The organism is Hymenobacter psoromatis (genome assembly GCA_001596155.1).
In the GTDB taxonomy this organism is placed as follows: Bacteria; Bacteroidota; Bacteroidia; order Cytophagales; family Hymenobacteraceae; genus Hymenobacter.
Genome location: CP014771.1, coordinates 5096833 through 5113091 on the forward strand (window position 1 = coordinate 5096833; position 16259 = coordinate 5113091).

Here is a 16259-nt window from a genome sequence, read left to right on the forward strand (position 1 = left end):
GTTCGGTGGGACACTTCCTCGCAGTTTCGTGCCTTTGTGCTTTACTTACTTCTGCCCGAAAGTTCTCGCCTCGGCCGTTGCTGTTTTTAGCGCCCACAGGTTACGCTCGACGTTTCTAGCAAGGCTATCGGAATTGGCTCCTTGGCTGGCGGGGGGCAGTCGCCCGGCGCGGTCACTACCTCTCACGCCCTTGGCACCGGAGCGTAGCCAAGTACCTGGTGCAAGCGTAGGTGAGCGATAAAATCACCGCCTGCCGCCTGGCCATCACTCGTTGAGCTCCCTACCCCCCCTTCTGGCTCTGGAAGGGGGTAGGCAGCCCGGCATCCTACTGGGCGCGTTGCCCGACTTCTTCTTCATGAAAAAATCAATTCTGCTGCCGTTGCTGGCGTTGCTGGGCGGCTCCCTGCCGGGGCGTGGCCAGTCCGCCTACCACGACCCCGCCCAGTACGGCCGGCCCTTCGCCGGCGTGCCCGCGAGCCAGAACGCGACCATCTACCAGGTCAACATGCGGGGCTTCAGCCAGGCGGGCAACTTTGCCGGCGTGCTGCCCCGGCTCGATTCCATCAAGGCGCTGGGCGTGAACGTGGTGTATCTGATGCCGATTTATCCCATTGGCAAGGTGCGGGCCGTCGATTCGCCCTTCGCGGTGCAAAACTACACGGCCGTGAATCCCGAGTTTGGCACCCTCGCCGACCTGCGCACGCTCGTAGACGCTATCCACGCCCGCGGCATGAGCGTGATGCTCGACTGGGTGGGCAACCACACCAGCTGGGACCATGCCTGGTTGAAAGAACATCCCGATTGGTACGTACATGATGCTAAAGGCCAGGTAATGAACCCAATACCTGACTGGAAGGATATCGCGCAGCTCAACTTCCAGAACCCGCAGCTGCGCACGGCCATGACCAACGCGCTGCGCTACTGGGTGTTCGCGGCTAATATCGACGGCTACCGCTTTGACTACGCTGACGGGCCTACCCAGGCGTTTTTCACCGAGGCGCTGGCCAACCTGCGGTCCATCAAAGGGCATAAGCTGCTGTTTCTGGCCGAGGGCGATAAGAAGAAATATTTCTTCCAAACGGGTTTTCAGCTCGACTACGATTTTCCGTTTATTCAGGTGATGCGGCGCGAGATTCTGGCTAAGGGTAAGAGCGCCAAGCTCCTCGACTCGCTCAATGCCGTGGAGTACCGGGGCGCGCCGCCCACGGCCCGCATGGTGCGCTACACCTCCAACCACGACATCAACAGCTCGGAAGGCCCGCCGCAGGAGATGTTTCAGGGCGAGCGCGGGGCGATGGCCACTTTCGTAGTGGCCGCCTACATGAAGGCCGTGCCCATGATTTATAACGGCCAGGAAATAGGCTACGCCCAACGCGTGCCCTTCATGGGGCCGCGCAAACCCATCGATTGGGCACCCAACCCGGCCGTGACCCGCGAATACAAGCAGCTGCTACGTTTCCGCAACGGCAGCGAGGCCCTGCGCAATGGCCAGCTCGCCAGCTACAGCACCGACGACGTGTGCGCTTTTACTAAAACCCTGGGTGCCGAGCAGGTGCTGGTGCTGGCCAACCTGCGCAACGCTCCCATGACCTACTCGCTGCCCGCCGCCCTGGGCCGCACCACCTGGCAAAACGCCTTTGCCGGGCCGGTGCCCGCGCCGGGCAGCGCCCTCACTTTGCAGCCGTATCAGTATGTGGTTTTACGAAATCAGTCTGGCAACGCCAGCCGCCGGTAGGGGGGTAGGGCCGGGCGTACTTTCGTAAAAAATGCCGCGTAACTCATGAAAAAACAGTTGTTCTTTTTGCTGCTGATGGCCGGCTTTTCGGCCACCGCGCAAACGCCTACCCCCCTCACGGCCAGTTTTGGCAAGGTCAAGCTAACGTTTTCGCTGGCGGCCGGCCAGCCCACTTACGCCGTCACCTACGGCGCAAAGCCGGTGGTGAATGCCTCGCGGCTGGGCATTGCTTTTCAGGGCGGCCAGGGCTTTGAGGGGCCGCTGAAGCTGCTGGGCAGCGAAGTGAAGGACGTGGACGAAACCTGGCAGCCGGTGTGGGGCGAGGTCAAAAATATCCGCAACCACTACCAACAGCTCACGGTGCACCTGCGCCAGCCGGCCGCGCCCGGCCGCCGGCTCGACGTGGTGTTTCGGGTGTTTGCCGATGGGGTAGGGTTTCGCTACGAGTTTCCGCGCCAGCTGGCGTTGGGCAATTTCGTGGTGAGCGACGAGCTGACCGAGTTTGCCCTGCCCGCCGACCACCAGGCATTCTGGATTCCCGGCGACTACGACACCAACGAGTATCTCTACACGCATTCGCGCCTGAGCGCCGTCGATAACGCGGCCCAGGTGAAGGCTTCGACGATGATTGCCGTGCGCGACGCGCCTGACCCGCAGGCCGTGGCTACGCCCCTGATGCTGAAGGCCGACGACGGGCTATACGTTAACATCCACGAGGCGGCGCAGGTCAATTACCCGGCCATGCAGCTGCACGTTGATAGAGTCAGCCACTGCCTCACGGCCCGGCTGGTGCCCAACGCGGTGGGTAGTAAGGCGTTTCTGCAAGCGCCGGGCCGCACGCCCTGGCGCACGATTATCGTGAGCGACAAGGCTCCCGATATTCTGGCTTCCAAGCTGATTCTCAACCTCAACGAGCCTGGCAAGCTGGCCGCTACTGACTGGATAAAGCCCATGAAATTCGTGGGGGTGTGGTGGGAGATGCAGACCGGCCGCACCGACTGGAAATACGCCGCCAGCGCCGACACGCTCAATGCCCAGGGCCAACTCATCCCGACCGGCCGCCACGGTGCCAACACTGCCAATGTGAAGCGCTACATCGACTTCGCGGCCGCGCACCACATTCCGGGCGTACTCGTGGAGGGCTGGAACGTGGGCTGGGAAGACTGGTTCGGTAACTGGAAGGAGCAGGTGTTTGACTTTGTGACGCCCTACCCCGACTTTAAGGTGCAGGAAATCAGCGACTATGCGAAGTCGAAAGGCGTGCAGATGATTATGCACAACGAGACGTCGGGCTCGGCCACCAGCTATGAGCAGCACTTCGACACGGCTTATCAGTTTATGAATAAATACGGCTACCCGTCGGTGAAAACCGGCTACGTGGGCCGCATCATTCCCAGGGGCGAGCACCACGACGGCCAGTGGATGAGCAACCACTTCGTGCGGGTGGCCGAGATGGCGGCCCGGCACCACGTCACGGTTGACATGCACGAGGCCGTGCGGCCCACCGGCCTGCACCGCACCTACCCCAACTGGCTGTCGGGCGAGGCGGGCCGCGGCAACGAGTACAACGCCTTTAGCATTGGCAGCCCGCCCGAGCACGAGACGATTATGCCCTTCACGCGCCTAGTGGGCGGGCCAATGGACTACACGCCAGGCATCTTCAAGCTGCAAAACTTCGAGCCCACCGGCAAGCACAGCGTGCGCACCACGCTGGCCAAGCAGCTGGCCCTGTACGTGACCATGTATTCGCCGCTGCAAATGGCCGCCGACTTGCCCGAAAACTACGACGCGCACCCCGACGCTTTTCGGTTTATCGAAGACGTGCCCGTGGACTGGGACGACACCCGCATCCTGGCCGCCGAGCCCGGCGATTATATCACCACCGTGCGCAAGGCCAAGGGCAAGGACGAGTGGTACTTAGGGAGCATTACCGACGAAAATGCCCGTACGCAGCCCGTTAAGCTGGACTTTTTAACCCCCGGCCAGCGTTACGAAGCCACTATCTACGCTGACGCCAAAGACGCCGACTGGCAGAAAAACCCCGCCGCCTACCAGATTACCCGGCAGGTAGTTACCAGCAAATCAACGCTTACGCTGCGGCTCGCGCCGGGCGGCGGCGCGGCCATCAGCTTCAAACCCGTGTCGGCTAAGTAAGGCCGCCGCCCTTTTTCGCCTTCCCTACCCCCACCCAGCTATCCGATGTTAATTGCCGTGAATATCCTGAAAAAAACGCTGACGCTAGCGCTGGCCGCCGGCCTGCTGGCCGGCTGCAAGGCCGCTGACCCGCAGCCGCCGACCCCCGTCACGCCCCCGCCGCCCGTTACTACTACGCCCGCGCCGGCGCAGTACGGCACCCCTTTCGCCAGCGTGCCCAACCGCGAAGACGCGGTGATTTACCAGGTCAATATGCGCGCCTTTAGCCAAGGCGGCAACTTTGCGGGCGTCACGGCGCGGCTCGATTCTATTAAAGCCGTTGGGGTGAACGTGCTGTACCTCATGCCTATCTATCCGGTGGGGGTAGTAAAATCGGTGAACTCGCCCTACTGCGTGAAGGACTATCTGGCCGTGAACCCCGAGTTTGGAACGCTCACTGACCTGCGCGCACTGGTGGACGGCGCGCACGCCCGCGGCCTGACCGTGATGCTGGACTGGGTGGCCAACCACACCAGCTTCGACAATGCCTGGATAACGGCGCACCCCGACTGGTACCTGCGCGATGGGGCCGGCAACATCCTCCCCCCGCCCAATACTACTTACACTGACGTCGCCCAGCTCGACTTCACCAATGCCTCGATGCGCCTGGCCATGATTGCGGCCATGAAATCGTGGGTCTATACGGCCAACGTTGATGGCTTTCGGTGCGACTACGCCGACCCGATTCCGGCCAGCTTCTGGGTGCAGGCCATCGACACTTTGCGCAACATCAGGAGCCACAAGCTGCTGCTGCTGGCCGAAGGCACGAATAGCAGCAACTTCACGTCGGGCTTCGACTACAACTTTGGCTTTGGCTTCTACGGCGGCCTACGCAGCGTGTACGGCAGCGGCGGGGCCGCTACCACCTTCACTACCCTCAATACCAGTGAGTATGTGGGCGCGGCTACCACGCAGCAAGTGGTGCGCTACACCACCAACCACGACGTGAACGGCTCGGACGGCACGCCGGTCATGCTGTACGGCGGCAACGCGGGGGCCATGTCGGCCTTCGTGGTGGCGTCGTGCTTCAAGGGCGTGCCTTTCGTGTATAATGGCCAGGAGGCGGGCATGACCACGCCCATTACGTTCCCCTTCACCACGGTGAAAATCAAGTGGGGCGCGCACTCCGACGTGAAGCTTGCTTACCAGCAGCTGCTTACGGCCCGCGCCGCCAGCCCGGCGCTCCAGCACGGCACGCCGGTAGCCTACAGCACGGCCGACGTGTGCGCCTTCACCAAAACGGCGGGCACTGACCAGGCCCTGGTGCTGGTGAACGTGCGCAACGCGCCCATTACGTACACGGTGCCCCCGGCCCTGGCCAACACCACCTGGACCAACGCGCTGCAAGGCGGCGCCTACACCGTGGGCAGCCAGGTAGCCCTACCCCCCTACGGCTACGTGGTGCTGAAAAAGTAAGTCTTAGAGCAGTTACGCGGAGGGCGACGCCGACTGCGTAACAGCCCTTACCAAGCTGCTGCCGCCCCGCCCGCAGGTGGCTACGAGGCCGGCAGCACCAGCACGGGCAGCGGGCTGTGCAGCAGCACATGCGTCGTTACGCTGCGGTGAAACAGTTCGCTCAGGAAGCCGCGGGGGCGCGCCACCAGCACCACTAAGTCGAACCCGCCGCTCGCTGCCACCTGCAAAATGCCACCCGCCGGCGTGGCGTGCACCAGGCTTTGGGTGCGCAGGCCAGCCGGCAGGTCGCGGGCGAGGCCCGTGCGCACAAGCGCCTCGCGGGCGGCGGCCGTGCCGGCCGTCGCGCTCGCTTCATCGGGGCCAACGTGCAGCATGGTCATCTCCGCAGCCAGCGCCTCAAACAAATGCCGGGCGAGGTCCGCTTGCGTGCCCAGGCTAAATGGTTCATTATCAAGGGCCAGGAGCACGCGATGCGGGATGATGGGGCTGGCGTGGGCGGGCACCAGCAGCAGGGGCTGCGGGGCGGTGCGCAGGATAGCCAGCGCACCGCTCGACACCAGCGCGTCGGGCGTCGCGTCGGTGTCGCGGTGGCCGAGCACGACCAGCGCGGGTTGGTGGCGGCGCAAGGCATCGGCCACGGCCTCGGCCACTTGGCCGTGCGCCACTTCGGCCACCACGGGCGCGGTCAGTTCGCGCGTCAGGCTTTCCAGCGCCAGGTCGATTGTCTCCTGGCTGAGCATATCTACCTGGCCGGTGAGGTGCTCGGGGTCCAGGAGCGAGTTGCGGCGAATGTGCAGCAGCACCAGCCGCGCGCCGATGGCCCCGGCCAGCGCGTCGGCGTAGGCCAGGGCGTGGTCGGCGGGTTGAAAAAAATCGGTGAGCACCAGCAGCGAGAGCGCCATGCGGCAGGGGGATAGGGAAAAAGCGAGACTGCCCGCAAAGAACCGGGCGCGCCGGCCCGGCCACCATGCGCACTATCAGCTAAGTACCTGATTTTAATCAGCAAAAAGGCCAGCACGCCGGCGGAGCCTTGCACTCGCCGCGGTGAAATCCGCCGGGTGTCGGCGGCTAAAGCTGCCGGGCCAGGCTCCCGCCGCGCTGCCCGGCGCACCGCGCGGGGTAGGGGCCCGACGATGGCGTGGCGTCGCGCAGCGGGACACACCCGCGACCCGCTGCGCGACGCCACGTTTGCGAAGCTGTCCATGTCCATCTACCCTTAGTGCCCGTGACCGGGTGGGCTGTTAACCATTTTGCGTAAGTCCTAAATTATTTACTAACGGGTACTTATCAACTGCTGAATAAGCTCCTTGCCAAAGCAGCCACTTGCCGGCTAGCCCCCGCCCGGCCAGCGGCACCAGGTCAATATCCGGCTGGTCGGCAACCTGGGCTACGGCGGCAGCACCTGACAAAAGTCATCTCTTACGGATGACTTTTGTCATAAAAAGAGGGGGTAGGCGCAGCTACTTTTAGATGGCCTGCTTTTTCTCTCCAACGATGTTTTGTTTCCTTAAAATGGCCCCCACTGCGTCGGCTGTTAGGCGCGGCTGGCCGCCGCTACCCCATTTTCGCGCCCCACACCCGCGCGAATAGCCCGGCCGTGGTAGCGCGGCCGCAAGCGGGGCCACCGCGCCAACCGGAAGCCCGCCGCGTCCTGAAAAAACCTGTTGGCGCAGCCCTGAAAATCCTCGGGTTGCTTTGGGTGGCCCTGGTGCCGGGCCACGCTGTGCATGCGCAGGCCCTGGCAGTGGAAAAAGTGCCGCCACTGGCCTATGGGGCGATGTTTCAGCACTATCCGCAGGCCCAGCAGGTGAGCTGGCGCCGGTTTCAGGACTGGTACCAGGCCAGCTACACTCTGGGCCAGACCCGCCGGCTGGTCAGGTTCAGCAGCAACGGCGATGTGGAGGCCACGGGCCAGGATATGGCGCTCAGTGCGCTTTCGCTCCCCATCAAGCACACGCTGACCACGTACTACCCCACCCGTATTTTTTGCCGCGCCATTGAGGTGACCAATGTCCGGACCGGGGACCTCACCTACGAGATGGCCACCTGCGAAACCGCCCTCAGCCGCACCATCACGCTGCTGGCCGACGGCCGGAAAGTGCCCCGCCCCGACTAGCCGGGGCAGCCTCTCCGCCCGCGATGTTTTTCGCTGTGCTGGCTTCCGCCGCCGGCGGGCCAGGGGCTGCCACCGGGGGTAAGGCTACCTGACAAATGTCAGGTAGCGAGGCAATAATCGTCAGGGTATTGCCAGGCGGCCGGGCGGAATTTTGTGGCCTGCTTACTTCCCCACCCTGGCCGGCAGCGGCCTGCTCTTTCTTCCTTTTCCCATGCAAACCCTGCAAACCTTCGCGCCGTCCGTCACGGCCGACTACCCGGCGGATGCCGTCATTGCGGCCGCCATCGAGCGGTTTTTCATAACCAAAAAAGGCGGGCCCGCGCACCTGCTTGGCAGGGCGGTGCTGGTCGGGTGCGACCGCGCGCCCGCCGCTTTCGTGGCCAGCTCGCAACGTGTGAACAACGGCTGGCGGCTCTCTGCCGCCCGCGGGTTATAGGTCAGCGTCATGCGTTCTTACCCCCGCATTAACGCGGCTGGCCTGCCGCGGGCGGCCAGCAGCCCGGCCGCCGGCCGCGTGAGCCCGGCCGCCCTGCGCATTGCCCAGGAAGCCGACGCCACCATGTCGCCCGATGGCTGGGAGGCCGACTACTCTCCGCCCGCGGTGCCAGCTGCGGTGCCGGCGGCCAGCCCCGTTGTCTCCCCTGCCCAGGTGTTGCCCACCGCCCAGGCGTAGCTTATTACCCTCTCTATTCTTTCTGAGTTATGAATCCTTCCCTGCTCGTGCTGGCTAATGTGCCGGAAGCCGCCCCTCACATGGCGCGCTACGCCGCCGCCCTGGGCCAGCCGCTGGGCCTGCGCCTGGCGCTGCTGCACTGCGGCCTCTGCGCCCCGCTGCCCGAGCCAAAATCAATGGGCGAAGAAGCAGCGCTGCCCAGCCGCAACGAGGTCCAAACCCTGGCCGCGCTGCGCGCCCTGGCCCGCCGCCTGCCCGTGCCCGCCGAGGTGGCCGAAGCGGGCGGGCAGCTGGAAGACGACGTGGCCGCTGCCGCCAACCGCTACCAGCCGCTGCTGGTGGCGATGGGTCTGGGTCCCAGGCAGCACCTGCTCGATGAACTGCTGCGCACCCAGGTGCTGCCCGTGTTGCGGGCCACCGGGCGGCCGGTGCTGCTGGTGCCCGCCGCCGCGCCGGCGGTGGCGGCAGTGCCGCCCGCCCCGCGCCGGGTGCTGGTAGCCGTGGATGGCGAGCACTTTGGCCTGGCGGCGGCTTGCCGCAACCTGGGCCAGCTACTGGGCTCGTGGGCAGCGACTTACATCGTGGCCCACATCGACCAGCACAGCGCGCTGCTGGGCACTTCGGGCCAGCACGCGCTGGCCGATGTGCGGGCCAGCAAGCTCCTACCCCCCGGCACGCCGCTGGAGCTATACGAGGTGGCCGACGCGGCCCCGGCCCCCGGCATCCTGCAAGCCCTGGCCGATACGCGGGCCGATATGCTGGTGCTCATTGCCCGGCCGCGCAGCATTCGGGGCAAGCAGTTTCACCGCAGCGTCACGGCGGCGGTGCTGCGCCACACCTGGGTGCCGGTGTTGCTGCTGCCGGCGGCGGGGTAGGGGGTAGGGGCCGTCGCTATTTTTTTTGTTTCAGATTTCTCTTCTGCAAGCCGGGTCAGAAATTTCTCCTGCCGGCCCCCGTTACCCGCGCCCGGCCCGGGGCGCACCTGACAAATGTCAGCCCGCCACCTGGCGGATGTCATGCCCGCGCCCGTGTGGAGCCGGTAGTTTCGCTAGTAGTTATCGCTAATTCTTTTTCCTCCACCTATGAGTAAGTTACTATTAGCCGTGCTGGGCAACTACAATCAGCAACTAAGCGCCACCCTGACCCAGGCCGAGCAGCGTTGGTCCGGCTTGTCCGCCATCGAAGACAAGGTGCTTTCTAAAGATGAGATGGAGGAGCGACGCCGGACGCTGCTGTTGGCGGTGGCTTATCTCGACAAGTTGAAGCAATTGCTCAGCCGCCACGCCGACCAGCCGCCGCCGGCTCATTAAAAAGCCAGGCAGCGAACCGGGAGCCGGAGCTATTTTTTGAACCCCAGCATTTTATTGACCCGCTCGCCCATGCCGCTCACCCGTTCGCCCGAAGCCGCCGTGCTGCTGGTGTTGCTGCCGCCCGCCCCGTCGGGGGCCGCGCTCGTGGCGACCAGCGCCACGCTGCACACCTTGCAGCAGCAGCTGGGCGCGGCCATCCGGGTGTTGCGCGTGGACGAGGCCACTCACCCCGCCGTGGTGCGCAGTTTCGATGGCCGGGGCCTGCCGGCCTGGGTGCTGATACGGCACGGCGTGGAGCTGTGGCGGCAGGCCGGGATGCCCGGCAGCGCCGCCACCATAGCGCTGATAAGGAGCAAATTAACCCTGCCACCCGTCGCCAGCAACTGAGCCACCCACGCCCGCCAGAGCCACCCTGAAGAGCACGGCACCGAGCAAGCCGCCCCAGCCGGCGGCCAAAAACCCCGGTTTCCCGCCAGCCAAAGCCGGGGTTTTGGGTGGGTTAGCTAGCATCTCTCATTGCGTAAAATACTAATAATTAGTTAATTATTAATATAATATGTAGGCCAGGCAAATGCCAGCTTTAGCCTGCCGCTCCTCGCCCAAGTCGTCCCGGCCTATGACGAAAATCGGGCGGAGGGCTGACGTTTTACGGCTCATCGCGGGCGTGCCGCCTGGTCCTTTGCCAGTGGTTTTCTGGTCGGTAGACTGGTCTCCGGGGCCAGTTTTGTGGGGGCCGCCGCCTCGCTGCTGTCCCGTTTTGCCGGGTGGCAGTTGGCGGCGGCCTTACCGCTTGCACCCCTCGCCGCTGCCCGGAAACCACCGGGGGCAGTGAACGAAATCAGCAAACTCCGGCATGAGCCCCAAAACCCCGGCCGCCCCGGCCATTCCTACCCCGGCCATCCCGCCGCCTCCCCACGATGGCCGAGGCGCCGCTACCGCCTCCCTGGCAGGTCGAGATTCTGGCGAAGCTCTACGGGCAGGAGCGGGTTAGGGGAATGTCCTTCATCGACTCGTACAGCCCGGAGACGATGGCCCTGGCTCCGCCCGCCTGGAGCCCCTCGGCCGTGCTGACCACCCACGCGGCCACGGCCCCTCCCTACGCCGCCCTGGGCAACTACGCCACGCCGGCCGATAAAGTAGCCGGGTTGACGAAATTTCTAACCCAGTACAGTGTGCGGGAAGTAGAGAAAAATCGGCCGCCCCGCCCAGCCTGACCGGCAGTCGCCCAGCAAACTCTCTCCGTTTGGGGCGAGCAGCATCAAATAAGGAAAGCATACCTATTTCTCACTCAACTTTTTGTCACATGCCTCAGCAAATGCTCCCCAATGTTCCGTTCATAGCCAATTCCGATACGGCCCCCGCTTTTTGGTTGTTCGATACGCTCTGGCTCATGCTCGCCGAAGGGGAGCAGACGGGCGGCAGTTTTTCGCTCGTCGAGCAGCGGATGCGTCAAGGCATCAAAGTGCCGGCGCACGTGCATAACTATAATGACGAATGGTTCTATATTTTTGAAGGAACCCTGGAGCTGACCATCGCCGGGAAGCCCGTGCATGGCAAGGCGGGCGACTACGTGTGGATTGCCCGCGGCAATGACCATGCGTTCGAGGTCACGAGCGAATGCCGGGTGCTCAACGGCTACACCCCCGGCGGCCCCGAACAGCCGGTGAAGTACCTGGGGCAGGCGACGAACATTCGGGAGCTGCCGCCCGAATCATTTCCCAAGCCCGACGAGCGGGCCATGCGGCTGTTGTTCAACCACTACTGGAGCTGCGAAGTCGGCGCGGGCTGGGAGCACAACGACGCGGACCTACGCCGTTAAGACCCTTTCTTATTTCCTTATTTCTCTTCAAAAACTTCTCATGGAAGCCATTCAATTGCCCCACTACGGCGCGGCCGACCAGCTGCGGTACGCGCAAATCCCTACCCCCCAGGCGGGGCCGGGCCAGGTGCTGGTGCGCGTGCGAGCCGCCGCCGTCAATCCCCTCGACGCGAAAATTGCCTCCGGTGCCATGCAGCAACTGTTTCCGCTCGCGCTGCCCTGGACGCCGGGCAACGACTTCGCCGGCACGGTCGAGGCCGTGGGCGCGGGCGTGACCACGGTCAAGCCGGGCCAGGAGGTGTACGGCACCAGCGCGGCCGGCGGGGCCTACGCCGAGTATTTGGTCGCCCCGGCCGATGCCGTGGCCCCCAAGCCGGCCACGCTCTCCTTTGTGGAAGCCGCCTCGGTGCCCGTGGGGGCGCTCACGGCCTGGCAGGGGCTGACGCGGGGCGGCCACCTGCAAGCCGGCCAGACTGTGCTCATCCACGGCGGGGCGGGCGCGGTGGGGGCCTACGCGGTGCAGTTTGCCCACCAGCTGGGGGCGCACGTCATCGCCACCGCCGCCGCCAAAGACCTGGATTTCGTGCGTTCGCTGGGGGCCGATGAAGTGCTTGATTACCACGCTACCCCTTTCGAGACGGTAGTGAAAGACGTGGACGTGGTGTTCGACCTGGTGGGCGGCGACACGCAGCAGCGCTCCTTCGGCGTGCTCAAAAAAGGTGGCTACCTGGTGGCCACCAGCCAGCCGCCGTCCCCGGAAGAAGCGGCCAGGCACGGCATCCACGGCGTGATGTTTGGCATGAAGCCCTCGGCCGAGGACCTGGTGCGCGTGGCCCGGCAGCTGGATGCCGGCAAGCTCAAATTTGATGTCGCCCGCATCTATCCGCTGGCGCAAGCTGCCCAAGCCTGGGCCGACAGTGCCGACCATCAGCCAAGCCCCGCCGCGACCCCCGCCGCCGGCCCGCCGCGCGCCGCCCCCAAAACCCACGGCAAAATTGTGCTGGAAATGGAGTCCGCTTAGTAAACGGAAATCACCCAGGGAATTCTTGCCGGGAAGCCGACTGGCAAAACGCGGGGCAGGGGGTAGCAAGCAGGCGCTGGCCCCTGGCCGAATCCAGCCGCCCCTTGGAAGAAAAACCCTCCGCACAAAACCGGCCTCATCTAACCTAATAACGCAACAACATGGGAAAGCTCACCGGCAAAGTGGCTGTCATCACCGGCGGCACGTCGGGCATGGCCCTGGCCACTGCCAACTTATTTGTGGAGGAAGGCGCTTACGTCTTTATCACGGGCCGCCGGCAGGAGAAGCTCGATGAAGCCGTGCGGACCATTGGCCGCAACGTGACCGGCGTGCAGGGCGATTCGGCCAACCTGGACCGCCTCTACGAGACGGTCAAGCGGGAAAAACGGCCTTAATTCCGGGCGGCGAACAGGGCGAAGGAGGAGATTGCCTACGTCGCCCTGTTCCTGGCTTCCAGCGATTCCAGCTATGTGAACGGAATTGAACTCTTCGTAGATGGCGGAATGATATGCAAATAATGCCACAAACGGCAGTAGATTCCATAATTGAACTCTTCGTAAGTACCCGTTGGCAAATACTTTATCCTATGTTCAGGTACGCCCTCTAATTTGGGCCAATGAAAGGAAAGGAGCGGAATAAGATTCTAATCTTATGGGGCGTTGGAGCCCGTTTAACATGACAATCCCCGCTCTTTTTTAGGGTCACTTTGGACAGTTCCAGTAGGCCACCGAGCCTGTATCAGGATAGTAAAAGACACCCTAGAAGTCCTTTTTTACTACTTTTTCTCCACTCTTTTACTGCTGTACTTAATGGTTATCGCCTCTTCGTTACCCGTTGTCGGCCTGGACGTGAGCAAAGCCACGCTGGCCGTCTGTTATCAAGTAAATGACCAGATTAAGCACCTGGAAGTCAGCAATACCAAAGCGGGCTTTCAGCAGCTAGTGAAGGCGTGCGGCGGGCAGTGCCAGTTTGTGATGGAAGCCACGGGCACCTATAATCTGGCCCTGGCTTACTACCTGCATGAACAGGGCGGACAGGTGGCCGTGCTCAATCCGCTGGTAATTAGACGCTTCATTCAACTGCACTTAGGTAAGGGCAAAAGCGAGCGCAAAGATGCGCAGTGGTTGTTGCGCTATGGTCAGCAACAGCCGTTGAAAGTCTGGCAGCCGGACGAAGCGGTCCTGGTCGAGTGCCGGCACCTAGAACAGGTCAATGAGCAGTTACTCAAGCAAAAAGTGATGATTAGCAACTCGTTGGAAGCCTTACAGCACCAACCTATTGTGAGCAAACTCGCTTTGAAACGGCTTCAGCAGCTGCTCAAGACCTTAACGCAGCAAGTGGAAGCGGTAGAGGCCGAACTACTGGCCCTGTTAGAACGGCGCTTTGCGCAGGAAATGACGCTGTTGTGCTCCATTCCTGGCATTGGGCGCAAAACAGCGGGCATGCTACTGCTCTTTGTCGGCGGCTTCACTCACTTCGATAACTACCGGCAAGTCATTGCCTTAGCCGGTCTCTCCCCCCGCGAGCATACCTCGGGCACGAGTATCCGCGGGAAGGTGCGCATCACCAAAATGGGTGGGGGGCTGATTCGCGGCAAGCTCTTTATGTGCAGCTTTTCGGCCAAGAAAACGAACGTGGCTTGTGCGGCCCTTTTTGACCGCCTAGTGGCCAAAGGCAAGAACAAGAAACTAGCCCTGATTGCCGTCTGCAACAAACTCCTCAAGCAGGCCTTTGCTATTATCAAATCGGGTGTGCCCTACCAAGCTGATTTTTGCTCGAAACTGGCCCAGGCCTCTTAAATTCTAACACAGTTCATGGTAAAGTAGACGGTCATGCTGAGCTTGTCGAAGCATCTCTACTGCGTAACTCACTCTAAACGTTGAGATTACTCTCGTGGTAGAGATGCTTCGGCAAGCTCAGCATGACGTTCTTTTATAGCAAACTAATTAGCAACGGATACTTAGATGGCGGAATGATGCAGGTTTAAATCGATAAATCAAGGGTTGCCGCTGCCCCGGAAACAGCGGCGGCTTAGGACTTTTTTTCGCGGCGTTCTCCCACCAGACCACTGCAATAACTCCGTTTGCTGAGAGCACTCCGAGCTAACCTGGCGCGGCCGACCCGCTCCCCACGCCCCGTATTTTCCTCAACCCATATCCTTGTTATGACACCCGAACAGCTCACGCAGCTCATCACCTTCAACCTGGCCGCTATGAAAACGGGCAGCAACATCGCGGCCGCCGCGGCCGCCGAAATCCGGCACGATGCTTACCACCCGCAGCTCCAGGAGGCCCTCGACCAGGGCACCGAAACCGCGCGGCAGTGGGCGGTGCGCATTGACCGGGCGCTGGCCGAAACGGGCGGCGCGGCGGCCCCGGTAAATCACGCCGTGCAAGCGCATTACGAAGTGGATAAGCGTCTGCGCGGCTTCGCCACGGACGACGCCACGCGGGACCTCAGCATTATTGGGTCCGGCCAGCGGGCGCTGCACTACTGGATGGCATTTTTCGGGACGTTGCGCGCCTACGCCGCGCATGCCGGCCGGCACCAGCTCGAACAGGATATGCAAGCCAGCCTGGACGAGGCCAAATGGGCCGACGAGCAGTACGCCCACTTAACGGAGCAGATTCTGAGCACCTGAACGGCCGGCCGGGGCCGCCACCGCCGGTGGAGCAACGGGCTACGCGCCGGAGGAGCGGGTAGTCCACGCCGCTTGCAGCGTCCCCGACGGGAGCTTGGGCCTGTAGATGCCGCATAGTAGGCTTGTCTATAGCTTGTTATGCATTAACGGCGAACTTTAAAGCAGGGCAACGCCCCGCGCTTTCCGAAGTGACGTGCAAGAGAAAAAAGGAAAGGGTTTTTTAGGCAGGCTGCGTTCTTACCAAATGTTCAGCATTGCCCTTTTTTCCAGGGGGACCTTTGCGCAGTCATTCACTCATTCCTTTTCCCATGAACCATTCCATTGTCATTACCGGCGGCCACACGGGCCTCGGCCTCGTCGCCAGCCGCTGCATCCTGGCCACTATCCCCGATGCCCACCTGGTGTGGGCGACCCGCTCGCGGCAAGTAGCCGAAAAGGCGGCGGCCGGCCTGGGTGCCACGGGCCGCATCACCATCCTGCCGCTCGATATGAACGCCCTGGACAGCGTGCGGCACTTCGCCGACGACCTGCTCGGCCGGCTGCACGACGGCACCCTACCCCCCCTGACCACGCTGCTCTGCAACGCGGGCATTCAGTTTGCCGAAGGCGAGTTTTGCACCACCGATGGCTTCGAGCGGACGTTTGGCGTGAATTACCTGGCCCACTTCCTGCTCGTGGAGCTGCTGCGGCCCGCGCTGGAGCCCGCCGGCCGCATCGTGCTGACGGACAGCGGCACCCACTTCGACGCGCCCCGCGTGTGGACGGCCGCGCTGTTTGGGATGCCGCCCGCGCAGTACCTGGGCGCGGGGCCCTTGTCGCGCGGGGCGGTGCCCGCCGGCCTGGAGCCGGCCAGCGCCAAAGCCAACATGTTCCGCTACTCCACCTCCAAGCTCTGCCTGCTGCTGTTTATGTACGAGCTGGACCGCCGCCTGCGGGCCGCTGGCTCGCACATCACCATCACCGCCTTCGACCCCGGCCTGATGCCCGGCACCGGCCTGGGCCGGGCCAACCAGGGCGCGGCGCTCTGGGCCTGGAAAAATGTGCTGCCCGTGCTACGCCTCTTTCCCGGCGTGAACTCGCCCGAAACCTCGGGCGCTAACCTGGCCTGGCTGGCCACCGACCCGGCCGTGGCGGGCATCACGGGCCAGTACTTCGAGGGCCGCCGGGCGGTGCCCTCGTCGGAGCTATCGCGCCAGCCCCAGCTGCAAGCCGAGCTGTGGGCCGGCACCGAAAAGCTGCTGGCCGGGCAACCGGTGCCGGCGCTGGCTGGCCAGCGCAGCTAGCGGGCCGGGCCGGGTTTTTGAGAAGCGCCCGGCCAGTTGGCCGGGCGCTCCG

General features: G+C 63.4%; 17 protein-coding genes and 1 pseudogene. 16 read left to right on the forward strand and 2 right to left on the reverse strand.

Annotation, left to right across the window (positions count from 1 at the left end; translation table 11 throughout):
* The first annotated feature begins 355 nt into the window (after nucleotides 1-355).
* The 3 genes from A0257_21630 to A0257_21640 are packed head-to-tail and all read left to right on the forward strand — an operon-like array spanning nucleotide 356 to nucleotide 5344.
* Nucleotides 356-1735: a hypothetical protein gene (locus A0257_21630; protein ID AMR29437.1), complete on the forward strand. Its 1380-nt coding sequence runs from the start codon at nucleotides 356-358 to the stop codon at nucleotides 1733-1735.
* A 45-nt stretch (nucleotides 1736-1780) separates the two neighbouring features.
* Nucleotides 1781-3889 carry an alpha-glucosidase gene (locus A0257_21635; GenBank protein AMR29438.1) on the forward strand — a complete coding sequence of 703 codons (2109 nt, stop codon included), beginning with the start codon at nucleotides 1781-1783 and terminating at the stop codon, nucleotides 3887-3889.
* Between the two features lie 45 nt (nucleotides 3890-3934).
* The gene (locus A0257_21640; protein ID AMR29439.1) at nucleotides 3935-5344 is read left to right on the forward strand and encodes a hypothetical protein; all 1410 of its coding nucleotides are present in this window, start codon (nucleotides 3935-3937) and stop codon (nucleotides 5342-5344) included.
* Between the two features lie 80 nt (nucleotides 5345-5424).
* Here A0257_21640 and A0257_21645 read toward each other — a convergent pair whose 3' ends face one another.
* Both A0257_21645 and A0257_21650 read right to left on the reverse strand, forming a co-directional pair.
* Entirely contained in the window at nucleotides 5425-6246 is an 822-nt protein-coding gene (locus A0257_21645; protein ID AMR29440.1) for a hypothetical protein, read from the reverse strand.
* Between the two features lie 632 nt (nucleotides 6247-6878).
* The gene (locus tag A0257_21650) at nucleotides 6879-7073 is read right to left on the reverse strand and encodes a hypothetical protein (protein AMR29441.1); all 195 of its coding nucleotides are present in this window, start codon (nucleotides 7071-7073) and stop codon (nucleotides 6879-6881) included.
* Here A0257_21650 and A0257_21655 point away from each other — a divergent pair.
* From A0257_21655 to A0257_21715, 13 genes and pseudogenes are all read left to right on the forward strand, one after another.
* On the forward strand, nucleotides 7068-7460 hold the full coding sequence (locus A0257_21655; protein ID AMR29442.1) for a hypothetical protein: 393 nt from the start codon (nucleotides 7068-7070) through the stop codon (nucleotides 7458-7460). The genes A0257_21650 and A0257_21655 overlap by 6 nt on opposite strands.
* Nucleotides 7461-7611: 151 nt before the next feature.
* Nucleotides 7612-7896: a hypothetical protein gene (locus A0257_21660; GenBank protein AMR29443.1), complete on the forward strand. Its 285-nt coding sequence runs from the start codon at nucleotides 7612-7614 to the stop codon at nucleotides 7894-7896.
* A gap of 9 nt (nucleotides 7897-7905) precedes the next feature.
* Nucleotides 7906-8133, forward strand: coding sequence for a hypothetical protein (locus A0257_21665; GenBank protein ID AMR29444.1), 228 nt, complete (start codon nucleotides 7906-7908; stop codon nucleotides 8131-8133).
* Between the two features lie 29 nt (nucleotides 8134-8162).
* Complete coding sequence (locus tag A0257_21670; protein ID AMR29445.1) at nucleotides 8163-9008, forward strand: hypothetical protein; 846 nt, start codon at nucleotides 8163-8165, stop codon at nucleotides 9006-9008.
* Nucleotides 9009-9215: 207 nt separating this feature from the next.
* Nucleotides 9216-9443, forward strand: a complete 228-nt coding sequence (locus A0257_21675; GenBank protein AMR29446.1) for a hypothetical protein — start codon at nucleotides 9216-9218, stop codon at nucleotides 9441-9443.
* 36 nt (nucleotides 9444-9479) lie between these two features.
* On the forward strand, nucleotides 9480-9830 hold the full coding sequence (locus A0257_21680; protein ID AMR29447.1) for a hypothetical protein: 351 nt from the start codon (nucleotides 9480-9482) through the stop codon (nucleotides 9828-9830).
* A gap of 641 nt (nucleotides 9831-10471) precedes the next feature.
* Entirely contained in the window at nucleotides 10472-10657 is a 186-nt protein-coding gene (locus tag A0257_21685) for a hypothetical protein (GenBank protein ID AMR29448.1), read from the forward strand.
* Between the two features lie 101 nt (nucleotides 10658-10758).
* On the forward strand, nucleotides 10759-11262 hold the full coding sequence (locus A0257_21690) for a hypothetical protein (protein AMR29449.1): 504 nt from the start codon (nucleotides 10759-10761) through the stop codon (nucleotides 11260-11262).
* 40 nt (nucleotides 11263-11302) lie between these two features.
* Nucleotides 11303-12169, forward strand: a pseudogene (locus A0257_21695) (hypothetical protein).
* A gap of 275 nt (nucleotides 12170-12444) precedes the next feature.
* Nucleotides 12445-12678, forward strand: coding sequence for a hypothetical protein (locus tag A0257_21700; GenBank protein ID AMR29450.1), 234 nt, complete (start codon nucleotides 12445-12447; stop codon nucleotides 12676-12678).
* 414 nt (nucleotides 12679-13092) lie between these two features.
* Complete coding sequence (locus A0257_21705) at nucleotides 13093-14082, forward strand: hypothetical protein (protein AMR29451.1); 990 nt, start codon at nucleotides 13093-13095, stop codon at nucleotides 14080-14082.
* A 365-nt stretch (nucleotides 14083-14447) separates the two neighbouring features.
* On the forward strand, nucleotides 14448-14924 hold the full coding sequence (locus A0257_21710; protein ID AMR29452.1) for a hypothetical protein: 477 nt from the start codon (nucleotides 14448-14450) through the stop codon (nucleotides 14922-14924).
* A gap of 308 nt (nucleotides 14925-15232) precedes the next feature.
* Nucleotides 15233-16207: a hypothetical protein gene (locus tag A0257_21715; protein AMR29453.1), complete on the forward strand. Its 975-nt coding sequence runs from the start codon at nucleotides 15233-15235 to the stop codon at nucleotides 16205-16207.
* Nucleotides 16208-16259 lie beyond the last annotated feature (52 nt).

Excerpts from the sequence above, each read along its gene's own strand:
- A0257_21630 (AMR29437.1), top strand. The coding sequence starts at position 356 with ATGAAAAAATCAATTCTGCTGCCGTTGCTGGCGTTGCTGGGCGGCTCC.
- A0257_21675 (AMR29446.1), top strand. The coding sequence starts at position 9,216 with ATGAGTAAGTTACTATTAGCCGTGCTGGGCAACTACAATCAGCAACTA.
- A0257_21685 (AMR29448.1), top strand. The coding sequence starts at position 10,472 with ATGGCCCTGGCTCCGCCCGCCTGGAGCCCCTCGGCCGTGCTGACCACC.
- A0257_21640 (AMR29439.1), top strand. The coding sequence starts at position 3,935 with ATGTTAATTGCCGTGAATATCCTGAAAAAAACGCTGACGCTAGCGCTG.
- A0257_21665 (AMR29444.1), top strand. The coding sequence starts at position 7,906 with ATGCGTTCTTACCCCCGCATTAACGCGGCTGGCCTGCCGCGGGCGGCC.
- A0257_21710 (AMR29452.1), top strand. The coding sequence starts at position 14,448 with ATGACACCCGAACAGCTCACGCAGCTCATCACCTTCAACCTGGCCGCT.
- A0257_21650 (AMR29441.1), bottom strand. The coding sequence starts at position 7,073 with ATGCACAGCGTGGCCCGGCACCAGGGCCACCCAAAGCAACCCGAGGAT.
- A0257_21705 (AMR29451.1), top strand. The coding sequence starts at position 13,093 with ATGGTTATCGCCTCTTCGTTACCCGTTGTCGGCCTGGACGTGAGCAAA.
- A0257_21635 (AMR29438.1), top strand. The coding sequence starts at position 1,781 with ATGAAAAAACAGTTGTTCTTTTTGCTGCTGATGGCCGGCTTTTCGGCC.
- A0257_21715 (AMR29453.1), top strand. The coding sequence starts at position 15,233 with ATGAACCATTCCATTGTCATTACCGGCGGCCACACGGGCCTCGGCCTC.
- A0257_21645 (AMR29440.1), bottom strand. The coding sequence starts at position 6,246 with ATGGCGCTCTCGCTGCTGGTGCTCACCGATTTTTTTCAACCCGCCGAC.
- A0257_21690 (AMR29449.1), top strand. The coding sequence starts at position 10,759 with ATGCTCCCCAATGTTCCGTTCATAGCCAATTCCGATACGGCCCCCGCT.
- A0257_21670 (AMR29445.1), top strand. The coding sequence starts at position 8,163 with ATGAATCCTTCCCTGCTCGTGCTGGCTAATGTGCCGGAAGCCGCCCCT.
- A0257_21700 (AMR29450.1), top strand. The coding sequence starts at position 12,445 with ATGGGAAAGCTCACCGGCAAAGTGGCTGTCATCACCGGCGGCACGTCG.